We start from the raw sequence: 18582 nt of genomic DNA on the forward strand, positions 1-18582 counted from the left end.
CCATCACGCGCCTCAGGACGCCGGCTTGGCGTCCGTCCAGCCCGATTCGAGCAGTACGGACGAGTGCCACACGGTGCCCGGCTCGAACCCCGCCTGCATCCCGCCCGGCTTCACCACGACGCCCTCGTTGGCCAGCGGCTGCCCGGTGGCCTCATCGAAGATCAGCCGGGTCGCGGAGACCCCGCCCCCTTGCGTGCTCTCCTCGACCGACACGGCCGTGCCCGGCCGCCCTTCGGAGTCGGTCACGTTCTCGGCGACCTCCACGTTGCCGAGCTCGGCCAGCATGCGGAACGCCGCCCCCCTGACCTCGGGCGTCACCGGCATGTCCATGATCAGCCCGACGCTGACCTTGAACAGCCACGCGTCCCCCGACATCTTCTCGCTGCTCGACTCGGTGCCATGCCCCTCGTACGAGGCCATCAGCCGCTTCTTCAGCTTGCCCGGCTCGCTGGGCAGGCCGCGCAGGTCCTTCATGGTGACGTTCCGGCCCAGCCAGAAGACCTTGTCGCCGTCCACCAGCGGACTGCGGTCGGTCCTGACCCGCCCCTCGGACGTGGACAGGCTCATCGCCTTGGGCTTGCCCGGCACCACCACGTCGACCTCGGCGGGCGAGCCCGCCTGCTCCCAAGCCTTCCGATCCTCCTCGGTGGCCGGCTTCGCACCGAGCGACCGGCTCCGGAACCACTGCTCTCCCCCGACGGCGCTCGGCGTCCAGCCCTCGCTGCGACTCTGATCCAGGACCCGGTAGCCACCGTCCTTGACGGTGAGCAACTGCCGACTCACCGTCACGCTGTGCCAGTAGTCGCCGCTTCCCTCGACCTGCCGGTCGGCCTTCGCCGCCGCGGCCAGCAGCACGTCGCGCGCCGACAACCGCACGCGCGCCGGTGTGGGCGTGGCGCTCGCGGCGACCTGCCCGCCGGTGCCGGGCGTGCGCGGCGTGGTGGGCACCGCCCCGTTCCCGGACATGACCACCGCCACCGCCGCTACCGCGGCCGCCGCCCCGGCCAGGCCCAACCCCCACGCGGGCCGTACGGCGACCTTCCGCGCCTTTCTCGGCCCCCGAGGCCCGCGCGACCCCCGCGGCCCCGACATGGCCCTGGCCAGCTCCACGGCCCTGGTCCGCTCGTCCACCGGCCGGTCGCCGAGATGGGCGGGCCTGGCGGCCCGAAGTTCGTCGATGGGGTTCATGACCACTCCTCGCTGAGGTTCCGCACATGGGACCGGGACGGCCGTACGGAGTCCGCGGCGGACTCCATCTCCTGTTTGAGCCGCTTGCGCGCCCGATGCAGCCGCACCCGGTACGCCGCCGACGAACAGCCGATCACGCGTGCGGCCTCCTTGGGGGACAGCCCGTGCCAGGCGACGAGGACGAGGATCTCCCGATCGTCCTCCTGCAACGCGGCCAGCGCCCGCAGCACCCCCATCCGCTCGGTCACCAGATCGGCCACGTCCCCCTCGGTCCAGGCCCGCAGCTCGGCCGCGACCGCTTCCCTGCGGATCTCGGCGCGTATGTTGTCACGCAGCACGTTCCTGGCGACGCCGAGCAACCATGGGAGCGCCGGCTCGGGCACGTCGTCCAACCGCCGCCAGGCGATCGCGAACGTCTCGCTCACCACCTCGTCCGCGACCTGCCGCCCCGCACGGCTGACCACGTAGGCCCACACACGTTGCCGGCATTCGTCGTACATGCCGGTGAACCGGTGCGCATCATCCGCCACCGCCCAGCCCCTTCGTCCCGGATGCGTTCTTCTGACACCAGGAAGTGGTCCGAGCCCTCCCGTTGTTACACCCCCCTCGAAATTACCCGGGCCGCAAATCGCCCGGGTCCGTAACCTGGCCCGTATGAGCGAGGAGACCGATCTCGTCCGGCGCGGCTACGACACCCTGTCCTACCGCTACCGCGGCGACGACGCCGGCGAAGATGAGTACGCGCCCTGGCTCGACGCTCTCCACTCCCGCCTGCCCGCCCGGGCATCCGTGCTCGATCTCGGCTGCGGCTGCGGCATTCCCGTCGCGCGTTCACTCGCCACAGCCGGGCACGAGGTCACGGGAGTCGACATCAGCGACGTCCAGCTGCAGCGGGCGCGTCGTCTCGTCCCCACCGCGACCTTCGTGCGGGCCGACGCCACGACCCTCGACCTGCCACCCGCCTCCTTCGACGCGGTCGTCTGCCTCTACGCCCTCATCCACCTGCCTCTTGAGCATCAGCCCGGCCTCATCGAGCGCATCGCCACCTGGCTGCGCCCCTCGGGCCGGCTGCTGATCACCACCGGCTGGGACGCCTGGACCGGCGCAGAAGACAACTGGCTCGGGGGCGCCGCACCGATGTGGTGGAGCCACACCGACGCGACCACCTACCGGACCTGGCTGCACGAAGCCCGCCTGGAAGTCGACTCCCAGGAGTTCGTACCGGAGGGCGGCAGCGGGCACGCCCTCTTCTGGGCCCGCAAACCAGCTCGTTAGAGGCCTGTCAGCCCTTCAGAGGCCCGAGGCCGCCACAGGCGCCGCGCCACCTCCGCATCCTGGGCTGTGGCCGAGCGGCCGACCAGTTCCGCCTTCCAGAAAGCCGCTCGGGCCAGCGCAACTGCCGCCTGGAACGTCCGCGGCGCCCGCCCCCCTGCCCCACACCATGCCAACCAAGCTAAACCAGCGTCTGACCCCCACGCCGCGATGGCAGGGAGGTTGCCGATGGGGCCGGCTGGGCGTGGGCGATACGTCCATCGTCGCGATCTACGCCGGTCTCACGGCCGGATGCGACAGCGTTCGAGGACCGCGTCGATTATGAGAGGCACAACTATGATAGTTACAGCAATTATAATCAGCAGGAACGCGTCAGCGCCCAGGCAGGAGATGCGGCGCGTACGTCTCGATCGCCTCGAACAACTGCCGCTTCGACGGGTTCACCATCGCCCGGCCGGCGACCGTCACGGTGGGCACGGTCTCGTTCCCGTTCGCGACCGAGCGGACGAACGCCGCCGCGCCGGGATCCTTCCAGATGTTGACCTTGGTGAAGCGCAGGCTGGTGAAGAGCAGGCGGAAACGCAGCTTCACGCAGTACGGACACATCGGCCGCCAGTAGAGCACCACTCCGTCGCTGTCATTCATCGTGCGACGCCCACTTCCGTTGCCAGGGACCCTTTCCCTACGCAACCCCAAGCCAGGAAAGACCACAAGACGGCCTCAGCCTGGAACGACCACCGGATCGCCGACGCCGAGGAGAGCAGGCAGGTCCACCAGAAGGACATCGCCTCTGCGGCGCGCCTCAGTGACGAGCTCCGGCCGGAAGCCCTCCGCCGAGAAGAGGGCCAGGACCGACGACGCCGTGTCGTGGCCGTGCTGCGCGAGCAACTCCTTGAGCCGATCGAGCCGATCGAGATCCGCCACGGTGCGCGGGATGATCGTGGCCTTGGCCTCGCCGATGAGGCTGATGACCGCCCGCCCCGACCTCTTGTCCAGAGCGACGACGTCGATCTCGTGCTTCGCCCGCCCGTTCTTGTCGTTGACGACCGTCGATGCCACCTGGCTCGCGTCTCCCCGGAGCTCGGTGGCGGTCTGGCCACGCAGCCACTCTCTCGCACAGCTCTCGAAATGCGGCCCCAGGACGCGAGCGGCGAACGCCGGCCGCGCACGCCGCCAGGCCTCCGCCGACTGACCGGTCTCGACGAGGTCGAGCTGTGGCACGGTGATCGAATTGTGGAAACCGACGATGGGGTCCGCGACGGTGATCACCGGACGTCGCTCCCATAGCGGGTCGCTGTCGTACCGCAGATAGCCCGCGCTCACCAGCGCGTCCATGGGCCGGGTGAGCGAACCACGTGACTGCTCCAGCAACCCGCCGATCTTCGACGGACTCGTAGCGCCGTTCGCGACCGCGTTGATGATCGCGTAGTGCAACGCGCTCCCGGTGAACTTGGGATCCTCGCGCAGCAGGTACTCGGCCTCGCTTCCCGAGAAGAGCGCCTGACGCGGGTCCAGGACGGTGGCCGGAACCCACGTGTCGAGCTCGGCAGAGGTGCGTGGCGGATCGACATTGGCGAGATTGCGGTAACCGGGGGATCCGCCGAGGATCGCATGGACGCGCAGGGCCGCAGCCGGATCCTCGATCCCCCAGTGCTGCGCATTGGTCGCCAGATCGAACGGACTGAGACAGAGATCGATCGCGGCCCGTCCGCGTAGCGCCTTGGTCCCGGAGAGCAGGTCGTTCATCACCGACATGGCCGAACCGCAGACGATCACCCGTCCACCCGTCGCGCCCTGCCCCGCCTGCGACTGGTCGTACAGCAGCTGGAGCAGACCAGGCAACTCAGGGGAGTGCGCCATCCAGTACGGCAGCTCGTCGATGACGAACACACCCGGCGCCTCCGCACCACGGCGGGACGTCAGCTCTATGGCGGTGGTGAGAAGAGACTCCCAGCTCGTGGCCACTATGAGCCCGGGATCCATGCCCGCGTAGCGCGCGATCTCCGCCGCGAGCCGCCGCCGCGCCGGCACGACCCCTTCCTCGGCGACGGCTGACACGTAGAGGCCGCCCGTGGCTTCGGCGAACGCGCGAAGCAGGAAGCTCTTGCCCACGCGACGACGCCCGGACACGACACCCAGGCGGAGATGAGGGTCGGCGTGCTTGACGAACTGCGTCAGGGCTGACCACTCGGCATCCCGGGACAGCACTCTAGAAGGCTTCTGCACCTAATTAGTATGCAGCAAGACGTACTAATTAGACTATGAGGTAGGAGCACGTGTGGCCGGCGTCGACTGAAGGTGAATAGCACCTCCTCGTCATGCGTCCGAGCGGACGACGAGGTGAGGTCAGCCGGCTTTGGCGGAGTCGATATGGCGGATGTCGCCGAGGTTGACGACCGCGCGGTTGTGGAAGAAGTCGTCTTCGTGCAGCGTGGTGATACTTCCGGATGGCACCCGGAAACTGGCATATCAGACCGCCTCGATCGGCATCTTGATCCAGGACGCCACGACAAAGGTCAGGGAGCCACCGTGCGTCACGATGATCTGGCGTTCGCAGGGCCTCTGCAAGATCTCGTCCATGGCCGCGTAGATGCGCTGCGCCAATACCGCCTTGGTCTCAGCACCATCCAGGCCCTCGTCGTGCTCCAACCGCTCCCCGGCAGCCGGCGGCGGGACGAATCGTTGGTCCAGCCACTCCTGCGGCCTTCCCCCCGCCTCTCCGTAGGATTTCTCCCGCAGTCTGCGGTCCAGGATCGGTTGCACGCCGAACAGCTCGGCGACCTTCTCGGCCGTCTGCCGGGTGCGCTGCAGATCCGACGAGAACAGCTCGACATCGGCGCCGTCCGGGATCCGGGTCCGCAGCGCTTGGGCAATGGAGGTTGCCGTGCTGAGGCCGGCCGGTGTCAGTTGCGAATCATGCCAGCCGCCGACGACCCTCTCGACGTGGTGTGCCGCCTCCGGATGGGTGACGACGTGAAGGGTGCGCATGAGTGAGCTCTTCATGTAGGAGGCTGTACTTGAGTGATCTTAATGCGCCGCGAGTTCTGTCAGCTTCTCGGCCGTAAACGACCGAGCTTGCAGCTCCTCGCCGTCGATGGCGTCGACGGTCTGGTCCGCGTCAGGCAGCGTGACTCACTGCCCAGCCCGCCACACCGCGCGAGGCGATGTTGCGGGCTGCGTTGACATCGGCATGCTCAGCGAAGCCGCACGACGTACACGAGAAAGAGGCTTGATCGAGCCGGTTCCTGCGGTCCACATGCCCGCACGAGGAGCATTGCTGGGAGGTGAAAGCCGGATCGACGTGGATGACGGCGACCCCGGCGCGGGCCGCCTTGTAGCCCAGGAAACTGCCCAGTTGGTGGAAGCTCCAGGAATGCAGCGTGACCCGCTGGGGCTTGCGAAGCCGTACCCGGTCGCGGATGCCCCGGAGGTCTTCCAGGGCGATCCCTCGTCCGGTGCGTTCTGCCTCGGTCACGATCTGCTTGGCGATGACATGATTGGTGTTGGCGGCGAACCGCGCCTCGGCCCGGCGCCGCTTTTTCAGCAGCCGTTTGGCGGACTTGGTCTGCTTGGCCTGCAACCGGCGGCGCAACTCGCGCCGGCGGTGGCGGACCGCGTTCAAGGCCTTGCCGCAATGTCGGCTGCCGGTGCTGGTGGTGGCGATGTTGACGATGCCCAGGTCCACGCCCAGGAAGCCGTCCGGGACGGTCACCGGCCGGTCGGGCAGGTCGCAGGTGGCGATCAGGAACCACATGCCGTCCCGGAAAAGCAGGTCCGATTCACCCTTGCGGTGTGCCGACAGCATCGTGATCTGCTCGGGCGAGGCGGTGAACGCCATGTTTCTCACGCGGCCCGCCACGGTCCAGATCGATACGGTGCGGACATCGATCTGCCAGGACAGGCACCGGTCGTCGTAGGGCTGGGCCGCATCCGGCCGGAAGGTGATCGGCTTGGAGGTGGCGCGGATCCGGCGTGGCGAGCCTGGCTGTCCCAGGTTCCCGGCCCGCAGGGTGGCGTGCAGGGTGGCGTAGGCGTCGGCGACCTTCTTGATGACGTGCTGCGCGGCCTGGGCGGCCAGCCCGTACCGGTCCTTGATACGGGTGTAGGTGTGCTTGCGCAGGTCGTAGTTGCGGAAGGTCTGCTGGTCGTAGGCCTGCGCGGAAACATGGCAGGCGGCGGCGTTGACCGCGCGCAGGGTCGCCTCCAGCGCCGCCGCCTGCTCGGGCGTCGGCAGGAGTCGCACCTGTACCACCAGCTTCACATCGAACACACTACCGTTTGGCCTATGTCACCGCGATGGGAACCGAACCCCGATATGCGCAGGGTGTCGAGCCGTCGTCTACCCCTGCGTGCTCATTTTGGTCTTCACACCCACATACCGGGCGTGGAGTGTTCACCGGCCGGCTTCTGCGCCGCTGTGCAGAAATCATGATCGAGGTGTGCGACAGCTTCGGCGCCGGGCTGGTCGCGTTCAACGGCGAGCACGACCATGTCCATCTGCTGGTTCACCACCCGTCCAAGATCGCGCTCTCGACGCCGGCCAACTCTCTTAAAGGCGTCTCCGCTCGGCTGCTGCGCAAGGAGTACGGCGCTCATGTCCGCCGCTGTGGGGCGGGCATTTCTCATCGCCCGGCTACTTCGCCGCCTCCTGCGGCGGCGCGCCCTTGTCGATCATCGAAGAGCACATCGAGAACCAGAAACGACCGGGCTGAGCCGCTCACGCAAACCAGCCGTCACGGCACCGCTCGGGCCTGGAGGCTCTCCCGCGCTGTCGTTTCCTCCCAGGCGTAAACGCCCGGGGTTCCACGCCAGATTCGGCTGAATTTCGGCGATCACGGGCTCTGTCGCCGCGTGCCAGAGCGAAGCTCTCCCGGGCACGAAGGCGAAGCCCTCCCCGCGCGCTGCCCCCTCGGGACGAAGCCCGTCCCACGGCGCAGCCCTCCCGAAGGCGCAGCCCTCCCGAAGGCGCAGCCCTGCCGGGAGGCGCAGCCCTCCCGGGGGCGAAGCCCGTCCCGGGGCGAAGCCCGTCCTGGGTGGGCATCAGATGGCCCACCCGGTAACCGGGCAACGGGCGGGCCGAGTCGCCGAAGGCGAGGTTTGCGCCGGCAGGCGCCCAAAGGACAGCCTGAGCCCCGAATGCGCGAAGCGCCCCGAGCGAAGACCGATCGCTCGGGGCGGGTGTCAGGCGGCCCACCCGGTAACCGGGCAACGGGGGGGGTGAGCCAGGCGGGCCTACTTGGCGTTGGCCTTCAGGTAGTCGCTGTTCATCTGCGCGATCGTGTCCAGCGGAATCCCCTTCGGGCACACCGCCGTGCACTCCCCCGTGTTCGTGCACCCGCCGAACCCCTCGGCGTCCATCTGGTCCACCATCGCCTTCGCGCGCGACAGGCGTTCCGGCTGGCCCTGGGGGAGCAGGCTCAGGTGGGTGATCTTGGCGGCGGTGAAGAGGGAGGCCGAGCCGTTGGGGCAGGCCGCCACGCACGCGCCGCAGCCGATGCAGGTCGCCGCGTCGAAGGCCGAGTCCGCGTCCTCCTTGCGTACGGGGATGCTGTGGGCGTCAGGGGCCGAGCCGGCCGGGACCGAGACGAAGCCGCCGGCCTGGATGATCCGGTCGAACGCGCTCCGGTCCACCACGAGGTCCTTGACCACGGGGAACGGGGCCGCGCGCCACGGCTCGATGGTGATCGTGGCGCCGTCCTCGAAGTGGCGCATGTGGAGCTGGCACGTCGTGGTGGCGCGCTGCTCGCCGTGCGCCACGCCGTTGATGACCATGCCGCACATGCCGCAGATGCCTTCGCGGCAGTCGTGGTCGAAGGCGATCGGGTCGTCGCCCTCCAGGATGAGGCGCTCGTTGAGGACGTCCAGCATCTCCAGGAACGACATGTCCGGGGACACGTCCTCCACCCGGTAGGTCACCATCTTTCCCGAGGAGGAAGGATCGCTCTGGCGCCAGACCTTAAGGGTCAGGTTCACTTGTAGCTCCGCTGGGTCATCTTGACGTACTCGTACTCGAGCGATTCCTTGTGCAGCACCGGCCCGTCACCGGAGAACTCCCACGCCGAGACGTGCGCGAAGCTCTCGTCGTCGCGCAGCGCCTCGCCGTCGGCGTCCTGGGACTCCGCGCGGAAGTGGCCGCCGCAGGACTCCGTGCGGACCAGGGCGTCCAGGCACATGAGCTCGGCCAGGTCGAAGAAGTCCGCGACCCGCCCGGCCTTCTCCAGGACCTGGTTCAGCTCCTCGGGGGCGCCCGACACCTTGACGTTCTGCCAGAACTCCGCCCGCAACTCGGGGATGCGCTCCAGCGCCTTGCGCAGCGACTCCTCGGTGCGCTCCATGCCGCAGTAGTCCCACATGAGCTTGCCCAGCTCGCGGTGGAAGGAGTCAGGGGTACGGGTGCCGTTCACGGACATGAGCCGGTCGATCCTGGTCCGGACCTTGATCTCGGCCTCCGCCACGGCCTCCTCGTCGACGTCGCCGTAAGGGCCGTTCGCGAGATAGTCACCGATGGTGGTGGGAAGGACGAAATATCCGTCGGCGAGGCCCTGCATCAGCGCCGATGCGCCGAGGCGGTTCGCGCCGTGGTCGGAGAAGTTCGCCTCACCGATGACGAAGAGGCCGGGGATCGTCGACTGCAGGTCGTAGTCCACCCACAGGCCGCCCATCGTGTAGTGGACGGCCGGGTAGATGCGCATCGGCAGGTCGTACGGGTTCTCACCGGTGATGCGCTCGTACATCTCGAAGAGGTTGCCGTACTTCTTCTCCACGGCGTCGCGCCCGAGCCGGCCGATCGCGTCGCGGAAGTCCAGGTACACGCCCAGCCCGCCGGGGCCGACGCCGCGGCCCTCGTCGCAGACGTTCTTGGCGGCGCGGGAGGCGATGTCCCGGGGGACGAGGTTGCCGAAAGCGGGATAGATCCGCTCCAGGTAGTAGTCGCGCTCCTCCTCCGGGATGTCCCCGGGGGCGCGCGTGTCGTTCTTGAGCAACGGCACCCAGACGCGGCCGTCGTTGCGCAGCGACTCCGACATCAGCGTCAGCTTCGACTGGTACTCGCCCGACACCGGGATGCAGGTCGGGTGGATCTGCGTGTAGCAGGGGTTGGCGAAGTACGCGCCGCGCTCGTGCGCCCGCCAGATCGCCGTGGTGTTGCAGCCCTTGGCGTTCGTGGACAGGAAGAACACGTTCCCGTAGCCGCCCGTGGCCAGCACCACGGCGTCGGCGAGGTGGCGCTCGATCTCGCCCGTCACCATGTCGCGCACGATGACGCCGCGCGCCCGCCCGTCGGAGATGATCAGGTCGAGCATCTCGTGCCGGGTGTGCATCTCCACGGTCCCGGCCGCGATCTGCCGCTCCAGCGCCTGGTACGCCCCCAGCAGCAACTGCTGCCCCGTCTGGCCGCGGGCGTAGAACGTACGCGAGACCTGGGCGCCGCCGAAGGAGCGCGTGTCGAGCAGGCCGCCGTATTCGCGGGCGAACGGCACGCCCTGGGCGACGGCCTGGTCGATGATGTTCACCGAGACCTGGGCGAGGCGGTAGACGTTCGACTCGCGGGCGCGGAAGTCGCCGCCCTTGACCGTGTCGTAGAAGAGGCGGTAGATGCTGTCGCCGTCGCCGCGGTAGTTCTTCGCGGCGTTGATCCCGCCCTGCGCGGCGATGGAGTGCGCGCGGCGCGGCGTGTCCTGGTAGCAGAACGACTTGACGTTGTAGCCCAGCTCGCCCAGCGTGGCGGCGGCGGACCCGCCGGCCAGGCCGGTGCCGACCACGATCACGTTGAGCTTGCGCTTGTTGGCCGGGTTGACCAGCTTCGCCCCGAACTTGCGCTTCTCCCACCGCTCCTCGATGGGACCGGCGGGAGCCTTCTCGTCCCGGATCTCCGAGCCCTGGGTGTACTTCACTTCACAACTCCGAACGTGATCGCGAGAGGCGGCGCCAGGAACCCGATGACCAGGACCGCCGAGACCAGGACTGCGCTCGCCTTCAGTGCCTTGTAGCGGGCGCGGTTGGCCCAGCCGAGCGTCTGGAAGGCGCTCCAGATCCCGTGCCGCAGGTGCAGGCCGACCATGACGACGGCCACCAGGTAGATGAGGGTGACCCACCACCGGGACGGATCGAACCCGGCGATCATCCGGTCGGCCGGGGCGGAGTCGAAGCCCTTGGGGTTCACGAGGCCGAAGGTGAGGTCGAGCAGGTGCCAGACCACGAAGAACAGGATCGTCAGGCCGCCGAACCGCATGATGTGCGTCGTGTAGCCGCCGGCCTGCGACTTCTTGGCCACGTACTTGACCGGCCTGGCCTTGTGCGCGCGGCGGGCCAGCGAGATCGCGGCCCACATGTGCAGGACGACGGAGACGACGAGCCCGATCTCCAGGATCGTCAGGACCGTGCGGTAGGGCGCGATCGGCTCCAGCAGCGTGCGCAGCGCGTGGGCGTACTCGTTGAAGGAGTCACGGCCGAGGAAGATCTTGAGGTTCCCCAGCATGTGGAGGATCAGGAAGGTCACCATCACGGCCCCTGTGACGGCCATGACGACTTTCTTGCCGTTCGACGAGCCCAGGAACCCGCCGGACCTCTTGCGCGTTGGAGCGTTCTTGGGAGCGGTAACAGGCGCGGTAGCGGACCCGCGTTCTATCGTGGCAGTCACGTCTTCAGAAGCTACGTAACCTGGGATGATCCGTCCAAGTCATCATCGATCTGGTTTCGATAGCCATGGGCTATGATTCCTAGGTTTGTACGGTCCCAGGGGCCCGGCGACCCGGCCGGTGCGAGGAATATCACATGCAGTTGCAGCAGCTCGCGTACTTCGTCGCGGTGGCGGAGACCAGGCACTTCACTCAGGCGGCCGAGCGCATGCGGGTCGCCCAGCCCTCCCTCAGCAAGCAGATCAAGGCCCTGGAGACCGACCTCGGCGCGCCGCTGTTCTCCCGCGCGCGCGGCAACGTCACGCTGACCCCGGCGGGCGAGGCGCTGCTGCCGCTGGCCCGCCGGATCCTGGCCGACGCCGGCACCGCGCGGCAGGAGGTGGCCGAGCTCGCCGGGCTGCGCAGGGGCCGGGTGCGCCTCGGAGCCACGCCCTCGCTCTGCGCCGGGCTGCTGGCCGACGCGCTGGCGCGCTTCCACGGCGCGTACCCGGGGATCGAGCTGCTGGTCGAGGAGGGCGGCTCGCGCGACCTGGTCAGGGCGCTGGCCAGGGGGCAGCTCGACCTGTCGCTGATCATCATGCCGCTGCAGAGCGACGACCCCTCCCTGGTGACCGAGGAGATCCTGCGGGAGAACCTCGTGGTCGTCGCGCCCTCCCACGAACAGCCGCGGGGCCCGTACCTGGAGATCGGGGACCTGCGCGGCCGGCCGATGGTGATGTTCAGGCGCGGCTACGACCTGCGGGAGGCGACGCTGGCGGCGTGCCGGCAGGCCGGGTTCGAGCCCCGGTTCGCGGTGCAGGGCGGGGAGATGGACGCCGTCCTGCGATTCGTGGAGGCGGGGCTCGGCGTGGCCGTGGTTCCCTCGATGGTGCTCGACGGGCGTCCGGGGCTGTCCGGCACGCCGCTCGCGCCGCCCGGGCTGAGCAGGACGATCGCGCTGGCCCACCGCAAGGACGTCGAGCTGACCCGGGCCGCCCAGACGTTCAGGGAGATCCTTTTGTCGTTCGTGGTGGAAGCCGGGCATGAAGGCACGCTTCCGCAAGGGGTCGAACTCATCGCAGAATGAGCATGAACGGTCCGACTCTCCGGTGAGGCGTGTGTGACGGCAAATCTTTCCGAAACGCTGACGCTGCTCCTCATCGAGGACGATGACGGCGACGCATTCCTCGTCGAGGAGCTGCTGGCCGAGGCCGACGCGCCCCCCGACATCTTCCGGGCGCGCAGTCTGCACGAGGCCAAGACCAAGCTGACCACCAAGATCCAGTGCGTGCTCGTCGATCTCTCGCTGCCCGACGCCAGCCGCCTGGAGGCGCTGGAGGAGGTGCTGGGGCTGGCGCCGCACGCGGCCGTGCTGGTGCTCACCGGTCTCAGGGACGTGCACGTGGGCGTCGCCGCCGTCCAGGCGGGAGCCCAGGACTACCTGGTCAAGCAGGACATCGACGCGCGGCTGCTGGCCAGGGCCATCCGGTACGCGATGGAGCGCAAGCGCGCCGACCTGGCCCAGCTCAGGCTCGTCCAGGCCGAGCTGACCGCCAAGGAGAACGCCAGGCTGCAGAGCGGCCTGCTGCCCGTCGCGCTGCTGCACACCGCCGAGATCGAGCACACGACGCGATACCTGCCGGGCAGCGGCGGGACGCTGGCCGGCGACTTCCTCGACACGGTGCAGACCCCGGACGGCTCGGTGCACGTCGTGGTCGGTGACGTGTGCGGCCACGGGCCCGACGAGGCCGCGCTGGGCGTGGCGCTGCGCATCGCCTGGCGCACGCTGGTGCTGGCCGGGCAGACCGGCGACACCCTCCTGCGCACGCTCGACGCCCTGCTGCGGGCCGAACGCAAGGCCCCCGAGATCTTCACCACGCTGTGCATGGCCACGATCTCCCCCGATCTGCGGCACGCCACGTTACGCGTGGTCGGCCACCCGCCACCGGTGCTGGTGCGCGACGGGGCCGTCGAGGTGCTCGCCGGCGGCCCGTCCGGCCCGCCGCTCGGGATCTTCCCCGACGCGGAATGGTCGGCGATCGAGGTGCCGCTGGGCGACAAGTGGTCCATCATGCTCTATACCGACGGCCTGATCGAGGCGTCAGTGGGCGAGCGCCACGAGCTCCTGGGCGTGGACGGCCTGATCGATCTCGTACGCGAGCACGGCTCGATCGACCTCGACCGGCTGATCACGCACGTGGGCACACTGAGCGACGATCTGGCCGTGGTCCTGGTCAGCAGGAGGAGAGCATGAGCATTCACCCGCTGCCGCCCCCCAGGGAGCCGACGGGCCTCGGCAAGCTGCCGGTCGCCCGCTGGTTCCTGTTCATCGGGGCGGTGGCCGGCGTCACGTTCGCCGCCGGATCCGTGGTCATCATGGTGCTGCTCGGGCAGGCCATGGAGCTGCAGCCGCGCCCGGAGATGACCGCGCAGCTCGGACGGCTGAACGTGGCGCTGATCGTGCTGTTCGCGGTGCTGCTCGCCTGCGGCGCCGGGCTCGCGCTCATCGTCCGCCACGCCGTGCTGAAGCCCATCGCCCAGCTCACCGAACAAGTCCGTACGGTCGCCGGCGGCGACTTCGACCACACCCTGCACGTCGACAGACCGGCGGAGCTGGCGGAGCTGTCCAGCCACATCGACTCCATGCGCGCGCGGGTCGTCTCGGCCTGGCGGGTGGCCGCCGACCAGGCCGACGAGCTGCGCAGGTCGAACGGCGAGCTGGAGCAGTTCGCGTACGTGGCCAGCCACGACCTCCAGGAGCCGCTGCGCAAGGTCGCCAGCTTCACGCAGATGCTGGAGCAGCGCTACGGCCCGCAGCTCGACGAGCGGGCCAAGCAGTACATCCACTACGCGGTCGACGGCGCCAAGCGCATGCAACTCCTGATCAACGACCTGCTCGACTTCTCCAGGGTCGGCCGGGTCACCGGCGAGAAGAGCGCCGTCGAGTCGGGCGCGGCGCTGGACACGGCGCTGGAGAACCTCTCGGCCACGATCGAGGACACCGGGACCACCGTCACCAGGGACGACCTGCCCGCCGTCACCGCCAACCGGCTGCAGCTCACGCAGCTCTTCCAGAACCTGATCGAGAACGCCGTCAAGTTCCGCTCCGAGGAGCCGCCGCGCATCCACATCGGGGCGGTACGCGCCGGCGCCATGTGGGAGTTCAGCTGCGCGGACAACGGCATCGGGGTCGAGCAGAAGTACGCCGACCGCATCTTCCTCATCTTCCAGCGGCTCCATCCCCGCGACGTGTATCCGGGGACTGGCATCGGACTGGCACTCTGCCGCAAGATCGTCGAGTATCACGGCGGACAGCTCTGGCTCGACGGCAGCACGCCGGGCCAGGGCGCGACCTTCCGCTGGACGCTACCCGCGGCTGGAGACGACGATGACTGACTGGCGCCCGATCGAGGTCCTCCTGGTGGAGGACGACCAGGGTGACATCCTGCTCACCAAGGAGGCCTTCGACCTCAACAAGGTGCGCAACCGGCTGCACGTGGTCAACGACGGCGAGCAGGCGATGGCCTTCCTTCGCCGGGAGGGCTCCTTCGCCACCGTGCCGCGCCCCGACCTGATCCTGCTCGACCTCAACCTGCCCAGGATGAGCGGCATGGAGGTGCTGTCCGAAGTCAAGGCCGACGCCGCGTTGCGGACGATCCCGGTGGTGATCCTGACGACGTCGGAGGCGGAGGAGGACATCTTGCACAGCTACCGGCTGCACGCCAACGCATACGTGTCCAAACCGGTGGATTTTGAGCAATTTATCCGGGTTGTCCGGCAAATCGATGATTTCTTTGTGACTGTGGTTAAGTTGCCGGTCCAGGGGCAGCGCCTCTGACGGGCATACGTGACAGGAATCACAGCGGGTCATCGAAAAAGTGAGTGACCCCGCTCACAAATGTCGATGCGGTCGTCGTAACGTATCCCCCACCAATGCGCGCCTGAGCGGATGCAAGCCGTATGCGCGCCCAGCGAAACGAAAGCCACGGACCCCCTGCGCGACGGGTCCGCGGGAGGTGGAGAGGTCCGAGATGACCCAGACGACGCCCGACGCTCCGGTCAGAAGGCAGCGTGCGCAAGTCAAGGTGCGCACCCTGCGCACCGACAGATGGTGGCTGGTCCCGCTACTGACGTTCCTCGGGCTCAGCTCGTTCCTCGTCTACGGTGTATGGGCCATCATCGACAACAGCTATTTCGTCGATCCCTACATAGCCCCGTTCTCCTCGCCCTGTCTGAGCACGGCGTGCCCGGAGGGCGCGCGGTTGTTCGGCTGGGCGCCGATCGGCGACTGGTACACCTTGCCACCGGGGCTGCTGATTCTCGGCCTGCCCGGCGGGTTCCGGCTGACCTGCTATTACTACCGTAAGTCGTACTATCGCTCGTTCTGGCTCTCGCCTCCGGCCTGCGCCGTCCAGGAGCCGCACGGCAAGTACACCGGCGAGCGGCGCTTCCCGCTGATCCTGCAGAACGTCCACAGGTACTTCTTCTACGCGGCCATCGTGATCGGCCTCATCCTGGCCTACGACGCCGTCCTGGCGCTCATCCACAAGCCGGACGGCCTGGGCACCTGGATCCTGGTGCTCAACGCCGTCCTGATCAACGCCTACTCGCTGTCGTGCCACTCCTGCAGGCACATCACCGCGGGCCGGCTCAACCACTTCTCCCGTCACCCGCTGCGGTATCGGGCCTGGACGTTCGTGTCCAAGCTCAACGCCAAGCACCAACCCCTCGCGTGGGCCTCGATGTTCTCCGTCATGGGCGCCGACCTGTACGTCCGCCTGGTGGCCAAGGGCATCATCGCCTTCCCGTACGCGTAAGGACCAGCTTCAGTGGAAAACTCGCTTAACACAGAGCGCCACGAGTACGACGTCGTCGTCATCGGCGCGGGCGGCGCCGGTCTGCGTGCCGCGATCGAGGCCCGCCAGCAGGGCAAGAAGACGGCGATCGTCTGCAAGTCGCTGTTCGGCAAGGCGCACACCGTCATGGCCGAGGGCGGCGCCGCCGCCGCGATGGGCAACGTCAACTCCGACGACAACTGGATGGTGCACTTCCGTGACACCATGCGGGGCGGCAAGTTCCTCAACAACTGGCGGATGGCCGAGCTGCACGCCAAGGAGGCGCCTGACCGCGTCTGGGAGCTGGAGGCCTGGGGCGCGCTGTTCGACCGCACCAAGGACGGCAGGATCAGCCAGCGGAACTTCGGCGGGCACGAATACCCGCGGCTCGCGCACGTGGGCGACCGTACCGGGCTGGAGCTGATCCGCACCCTGCAGCAGCGCGTCGTCGCGCTCCAGCAGGAGGACTACGAGACGCACGGCGACTACGAGGCCTACATCAAGGTCTTCCAAGAGTGCACGATCACGCGGCTGCTCAAGGACGGCGACGCGATCTCCGGCGCGTTCGGCTACTGGCGCGAGACCGGCAACCTCGTGCTCTTCGACGCACCGGCCGTGGTCCTCGCCACCGGCGGCATCGGCAAGTCGTACGTCGTCACCTCCAACTCCTGGGAGTACACCGGCGACGGCCACGCCCTCGCCCTCCTCGCCGGCGCGAACCTGATCAACATGGAGTTCATCCAGTTCCACCCCACGGGGATGGTCTGGCCGCCGTCCGTGCGCGGCATCCTGGTCACCGAGTCCGTACGGGGCGACGGCGGCGTGCTGCGCAACTCCGAGGGCAAGCGCTTCATGTTCGACTACATCCCCGAGGTGTTCAAGGACAAGTACGCGACCAGCGAGGAGGAGGGCGACCGCTGGTACACCGACCAGGCCAACAACCGGCGCCCGCCGGAGCTGCTGCCGCGTGACGAGGTGGCCCGCGCGATCAACGCCGAGGTGAAGGCCGGTCGCGGCTCACCCCAGGGCGGCGTGTTCCTCGACGTCTCCACCCGGCTCCCCGCCGAGGAGATCAAGAAGCGGCTGCCGTCGATGCACCACCAGTTCAAGGAGCTGGCCGACGTCGACATCACCGCCGAGCCCATGCAGGTGGGCCCGACCTGCCACTACATCATGGGCGGCGTCGAGGTGGACGCCGACACCGGTGCGGCGGCGGTCCCTGGTCTGTTCGCGGCCGGGGAGGTCTCCGGCGGCATGCACGGCTCCAACCGGCTGGGCGGCAACTCGCTGTCCGACCTGCTGGTGTTCGGGCGCCGGGCGGGCGCGGGCGCGTCGGCGTACGTCGACGGGCTGGCCGCCAGGCCCAAGGTCGCGGCGGAGCTCGTGGCGGAGGCCCGCGAAGAGGCCCTGGCGCCCCTGGGCCGCAGCGGCGAGAACCCCTATGAGGTCCACCAGGAGCTCCAGCGGACCATGAACGACCTGGTCGGCATCATCCGTAAGGCCGAGGAGGTCTCGGAGGCCCTGGGGGTCGTGGAGAAGCTCAGGGAGCGCGTGGAGCTCGTCGGGGCGGCCGGCTCGCGCATCTACAACCCCGGCTGGCACCTCGCGATCGACCTGCGCAACATGGTGCTGGTGTCGGAGTGCGTGGCCAGGGCCGCGCTGCTGCGCCAGGAGAGCCGCGGCGGTCACACCCGCGACGACTTCCCGGGGATGAACCCGGTCTGGCGCCGCAAGCTGCTCGTCTGCTCCACCGAGGACGGCTCCGCCGTCAAGGTCGAGGAGAAGCTCCAGCCGTCCATGCGGGACGACCTGATCAGCCTCTTCGACAGGGACGAGCTGAAGAAGTACCTCACCGACGAAGAGATGGCCGAGTTCGACGGGATAGCGAAGTCATGAGCTACAAGGCAAAGTTCAAGGTCTGGCGGGGTGAGGGCGGCGAGGGCAAGCTCGAGGACTTCACCGTCGAGGTGAACGAGGGCGAGGTCGTCCTCGACATCATCCACCGGCTCCAGGCCACCCAGGCGCCTGACCTGGCGGTGCGCTGGAACTGCAAGGCCGGCAAGTGCGGCTCGTGCAGCATGGAGATCAACGGCAAGCCGCGGCTGGGCTGTATGACGCGCATGTCGACGTTCGAGGAGGACGAGACCATCACGGTCACGCCCATGCGGACCTTCCCGGTCATCAAGGACCTCGTGACCGACGTGTCGTACAACTACCAGAAGGCCCGGGAAATCCCGTCCTTCACGCCGCCGGAGGGCGTGCGGCCCGGCGAGTACCGGATGAAGCAGGTCGACGTCGAGCGCTCGCAGGAGTTCCGCAAGTGCATCGAGTGCTTCATGTGCAACAACGTCTGCCACGTGATCCGCGACCACGAGGAGAACAAGTCCAACTTCTCCGGTCCCCGCTTCCTCATGCGGATCGCCGAGCTGGACATGCACCCGTACGACGTGGCGGACCGGCAGGAGGCGGCCCAGGAGGAGCACGGGCTCGGCTACTGCAACATCACCAAGTGCTGCACCGAGGTCTGCCCCGAGCACATCAAGATCACCGATAACGCGCTGATCCCGATGAAGGAGCGCGTGGCCGACCGGAAGTACGACCCGCTGGTGTGGCTCGGCAACAAGATCTTCAAGCGCGCCAAGTAAGAGGCGGAAACGAAAGCCGGGGCCGAT

17 protein-coding genes and 1 pseudogene are annotated in these 18582 nt (G+C 68.3%); 9 read left to right on the forward strand and 9 right to left on the reverse strand.

The genetic code is table 11. The features are described 5' to 3' along the window. Nucleotides 1-12: 12 nt before the first annotated feature. Nucleotides 13-1188 (reverse strand): CU044_5270 family protein, encoded by a 1176-nt coding sequence (locus ABEA43_RS33770; protein WP_345568275.1) that lies wholly within the window; start codon nucleotides 1186-1188, stop codon nucleotides 13-15. Next, nucleotides 1185-1718: an RNA polymerase sigma factor gene (locus tag ABEA43_RS33775; protein WP_345568277.1), complete on the reverse strand. Its 534-nt coding sequence runs from the start codon at nucleotides 1716-1718 to the stop codon at nucleotides 1185-1187. Before ABEA43_RS33775 ends, ABEA43_RS33770 begins: the two co-directional genes overlap by 4 nt. 124 nt (nucleotides 1719-1842) lie before the next feature. On the opposite strand from ABEA43_RS33775, the gene ABEA43_RS33780 reads away from it, so the two are divergent. Next, entirely contained in the window at nucleotides 1843-2463 is a 621-nt protein-coding gene (locus ABEA43_RS33780) for a class I SAM-dependent methyltransferase (RefSeq protein ID WP_345568279.1), read from the forward strand. 369 nt (nucleotides 2464-2832) lie between these two features. On the opposite strand, the gene ABEA43_RS33785 is transcribed toward ABEA43_RS33780, so the two are convergent. The 4 genes from ABEA43_RS33785 to ABEA43_RS33800 form a co-directional block, all read right to left on the reverse strand. Then, nucleotides 2833-3105 carry a glutaredoxin domain-containing protein gene (locus tag ABEA43_RS33785; protein WP_345568281.1) on the reverse strand — a complete coding sequence of 91 codons (273 nt, stop codon included), beginning with the start codon at nucleotides 3103-3105 and terminating at the stop codon, nucleotides 2833-2835. 75 nt (nucleotides 3106-3180) lie between these two features. Beyond that, nucleotides 3181-4686: an AAA family ATPase gene (locus ABEA43_RS33790; protein WP_345568283.1), complete on the reverse strand. Its 1506-nt coding sequence runs from the start codon at nucleotides 4684-4686 to the stop codon at nucleotides 3181-3183. 243 nt (nucleotides 4687-4929) lie between these two features. After that, nucleotides 4930-5448, reverse strand: coding sequence for a histidine phosphatase family protein (locus ABEA43_RS33795; RefSeq protein ID WP_345568285.1), 519 nt, complete (start codon nucleotides 5446-5448; stop codon nucleotides 4930-4932). 130 nt (nucleotides 5449-5578) lie between these two features. Beyond that, nucleotides 5579-6730: an RNA-guided endonuclease InsQ/TnpB family protein gene (locus tag ABEA43_RS33800; protein WP_345568287.1), complete on the reverse strand. Its 1152-nt coding sequence runs from the start codon at nucleotides 6728-6730 to the stop codon at nucleotides 5579-5581. Nucleotides 6731-6773: 43 nt separating this feature from the next. Here ABEA43_RS33800 and tnpA point away from each other — a divergent pair. Next, nucleotides 6774-7172: pseudogene (tnpA, locus tag ABEA43_RS33805) on the forward strand (IS200/IS605 family transposase). Between the two features lie 520 nt (nucleotides 7173-7692). On the opposite strand, the gene ABEA43_RS33810 reads toward tnpA, so the two are convergent. The 3 genes from ABEA43_RS33810 to ABEA43_RS33820 are packed head-to-tail and all read right to left on the reverse strand — an operon-like array spanning nucleotide 7693 to nucleotide 10981. After that, the gene (locus tag ABEA43_RS33810) at nucleotides 7693-8433 is read right to left on the reverse strand and encodes a succinate dehydrogenase/fumarate reductase iron-sulfur subunit (RefSeq protein WP_138697137.1); all 741 of its coding nucleotides are present in this window, start codon (nucleotides 8431-8433) and stop codon (nucleotides 7693-7695) included. After that, the gene (locus ABEA43_RS33815; RefSeq protein WP_345568290.1) at nucleotides 8430-10352 is read right to left on the reverse strand and encodes a fumarate reductase/succinate dehydrogenase flavoprotein subunit; all 1923 of its coding nucleotides are present in this window, start codon (nucleotides 10350-10352) and stop codon (nucleotides 8430-8432) included. The genes ABEA43_RS33810 and ABEA43_RS33815 overlap by 4 nt, the downstream gene beginning before the upstream one ends. Then, nucleotides 10349-10981 (reverse strand): succinate dehydrogenase cytochrome b subunit, encoded by a 633-nt coding sequence (locus ABEA43_RS33820; RefSeq protein WP_425570397.1) that lies wholly within the window; start codon nucleotides 10979-10981, stop codon nucleotides 10349-10351. The genes ABEA43_RS33815 and ABEA43_RS33820 overlap by 4 nt, the downstream gene beginning before the upstream one ends. Nucleotides 10982-11232: 251 nt before the next feature. On the opposite strand from ABEA43_RS33820, the gene ABEA43_RS33825 reads away from it, so the two are divergent. From ABEA43_RS33825 to ABEA43_RS33855, 7 genes are all read left to right on the forward strand, one after another. Beyond that, a complete protein-coding gene (locus tag ABEA43_RS33825) occupies nucleotides 11233-12162 on the forward strand; it encodes a LysR family transcriptional regulator (protein ID WP_345568293.1) in 930 nt (309 codons plus the stop codon). Nucleotides 12163-12195: 33 nt separating this feature from the next. Beyond that, the gene (locus tag ABEA43_RS33830) at nucleotides 12196-13329 is read left to right on the forward strand and encodes a PP2C family protein-serine/threonine phosphatase (protein ID WP_345568295.1); all 1134 of its coding nucleotides are present in this window, start codon (nucleotides 12196-12198) and stop codon (nucleotides 13327-13329) included. Next, nucleotides 13326-14471 carry a sensor histidine kinase gene (locus tag ABEA43_RS33835; protein ID WP_345568297.1) on the forward strand — a complete coding sequence of 382 codons (1146 nt, stop codon included), beginning with the start codon at nucleotides 13326-13328 and terminating at the stop codon, nucleotides 14469-14471. Before ABEA43_RS33830 ends, ABEA43_RS33835 begins: the two co-directional genes overlap by 4 nt. Beyond that, nucleotides 14464-14913 carry a response regulator gene (locus ABEA43_RS33840; RefSeq protein ID WP_345568299.1) on the forward strand — a complete coding sequence of 150 codons (450 nt, stop codon included), beginning with the start codon at nucleotides 14464-14466 and terminating at the stop codon, nucleotides 14911-14913. The genes ABEA43_RS33835 and ABEA43_RS33840 overlap by 8 nt, the downstream gene beginning before the upstream one ends. A 193-nt stretch (nucleotides 14914-15106) precedes the next feature. Continuing rightward, nucleotides 15107-15892, forward strand: a complete 786-nt coding sequence (locus ABEA43_RS33845; protein WP_345568301.1) for a hypothetical protein — start codon at nucleotides 15107-15109, stop codon at nucleotides 15890-15892. Nucleotides 15893-15904: 12 nt separating this feature from the next. Beyond that, a complete protein-coding gene (locus tag ABEA43_RS33850; protein WP_345568303.1) occupies nucleotides 15905-17806 on the forward strand; it encodes a fumarate reductase/succinate dehydrogenase flavoprotein subunit in 1902 nt (633 codons plus the stop codon). Next, a complete protein-coding gene (locus tag ABEA43_RS33855; protein WP_345568305.1) occupies nucleotides 17803-18555 on the forward strand; it encodes a succinate dehydrogenase/fumarate reductase iron-sulfur subunit in 753 nt (250 codons plus the stop codon). Before ABEA43_RS33850 ends, ABEA43_RS33855 begins: the two co-directional genes overlap by 4 nt. The last annotated feature ends 27 nt before the right edge of the window (nucleotides 18556-18582 follow it).

The sequence above is a fragment of the Nonomuraea rosea genome, assembly GCF_039539705.1.
GTDB classification, from domain to species: Bacteria; Actinomycetota; Actinomycetes; order Streptosporangiales; family Streptosporangiaceae; genus Nonomuraea; species Nonomuraea rosea.

Bases quoted from the DNA above. Each gene is read 5' to 3' on its own strand.
- ABEA43_RS33770 (WP_345568275.1), bottom strand. From the start codon at position 1,188: ATGAACCCCATCGACGAACTTCGGGCCGCCAGGCCCGCCCATCTCGGC.
- ABEA43_RS33780 (WP_345568279.1), top strand. From the start codon at position 1,843: ATGAGCGAGGAGACCGATCTCGTCCGGCGCGGCTACGACACCCTGTCC.
- ABEA43_RS33785 (WP_345568281.1), bottom strand. From the start codon at position 3,105: ATGAATGACAGCGACGGAGTGGTGCTCTACTGGCGGCCGATGTGTCCG.
- ABEA43_RS33795 (WP_345568285.1), bottom strand. From the start codon at position 5,448: ATGCGCACCCTTCACGTCGTCACCCATCCGGAGGCGGCACACCACGTC.
- ABEA43_RS33820 (WP_425570397.1), bottom strand. From the start codon at position 10,981: ATGGCCGTCACAGGGGCCGTGATGGTGACCTTCCTGATCCTCCACATG.
- ABEA43_RS33825 (WP_345568293.1), top strand. From the start codon at position 11,233: ATGCAGTTGCAGCAGCTCGCGTACTTCGTCGCGGTGGCGGAGACCAGG.
- ABEA43_RS33835 (WP_345568297.1), top strand. From the start codon at position 13,326: ATGAGCATTCACCCGCTGCCGCCCCCCAGGGAGCCGACGGGCCTCGGC.
- ABEA43_RS33840 (WP_345568299.1), top strand. From the start codon at position 14,464: ATGACTGACTGGCGCCCGATCGAGGTCCTCCTGGTGGAGGACGACCAG.
- ABEA43_RS33845 (WP_345568301.1), top strand. From the start codon at position 15,107: ATGACCCAGACGACGCCCGACGCTCCGGTCAGAAGGCAGCGTGCGCAA.
- ABEA43_RS33855 (WP_345568305.1), top strand. From the start codon at position 17,803: ATGAGCTACAAGGCAAAGTTCAAGGTCTGGCGGGGTGAGGGCGGCGAG.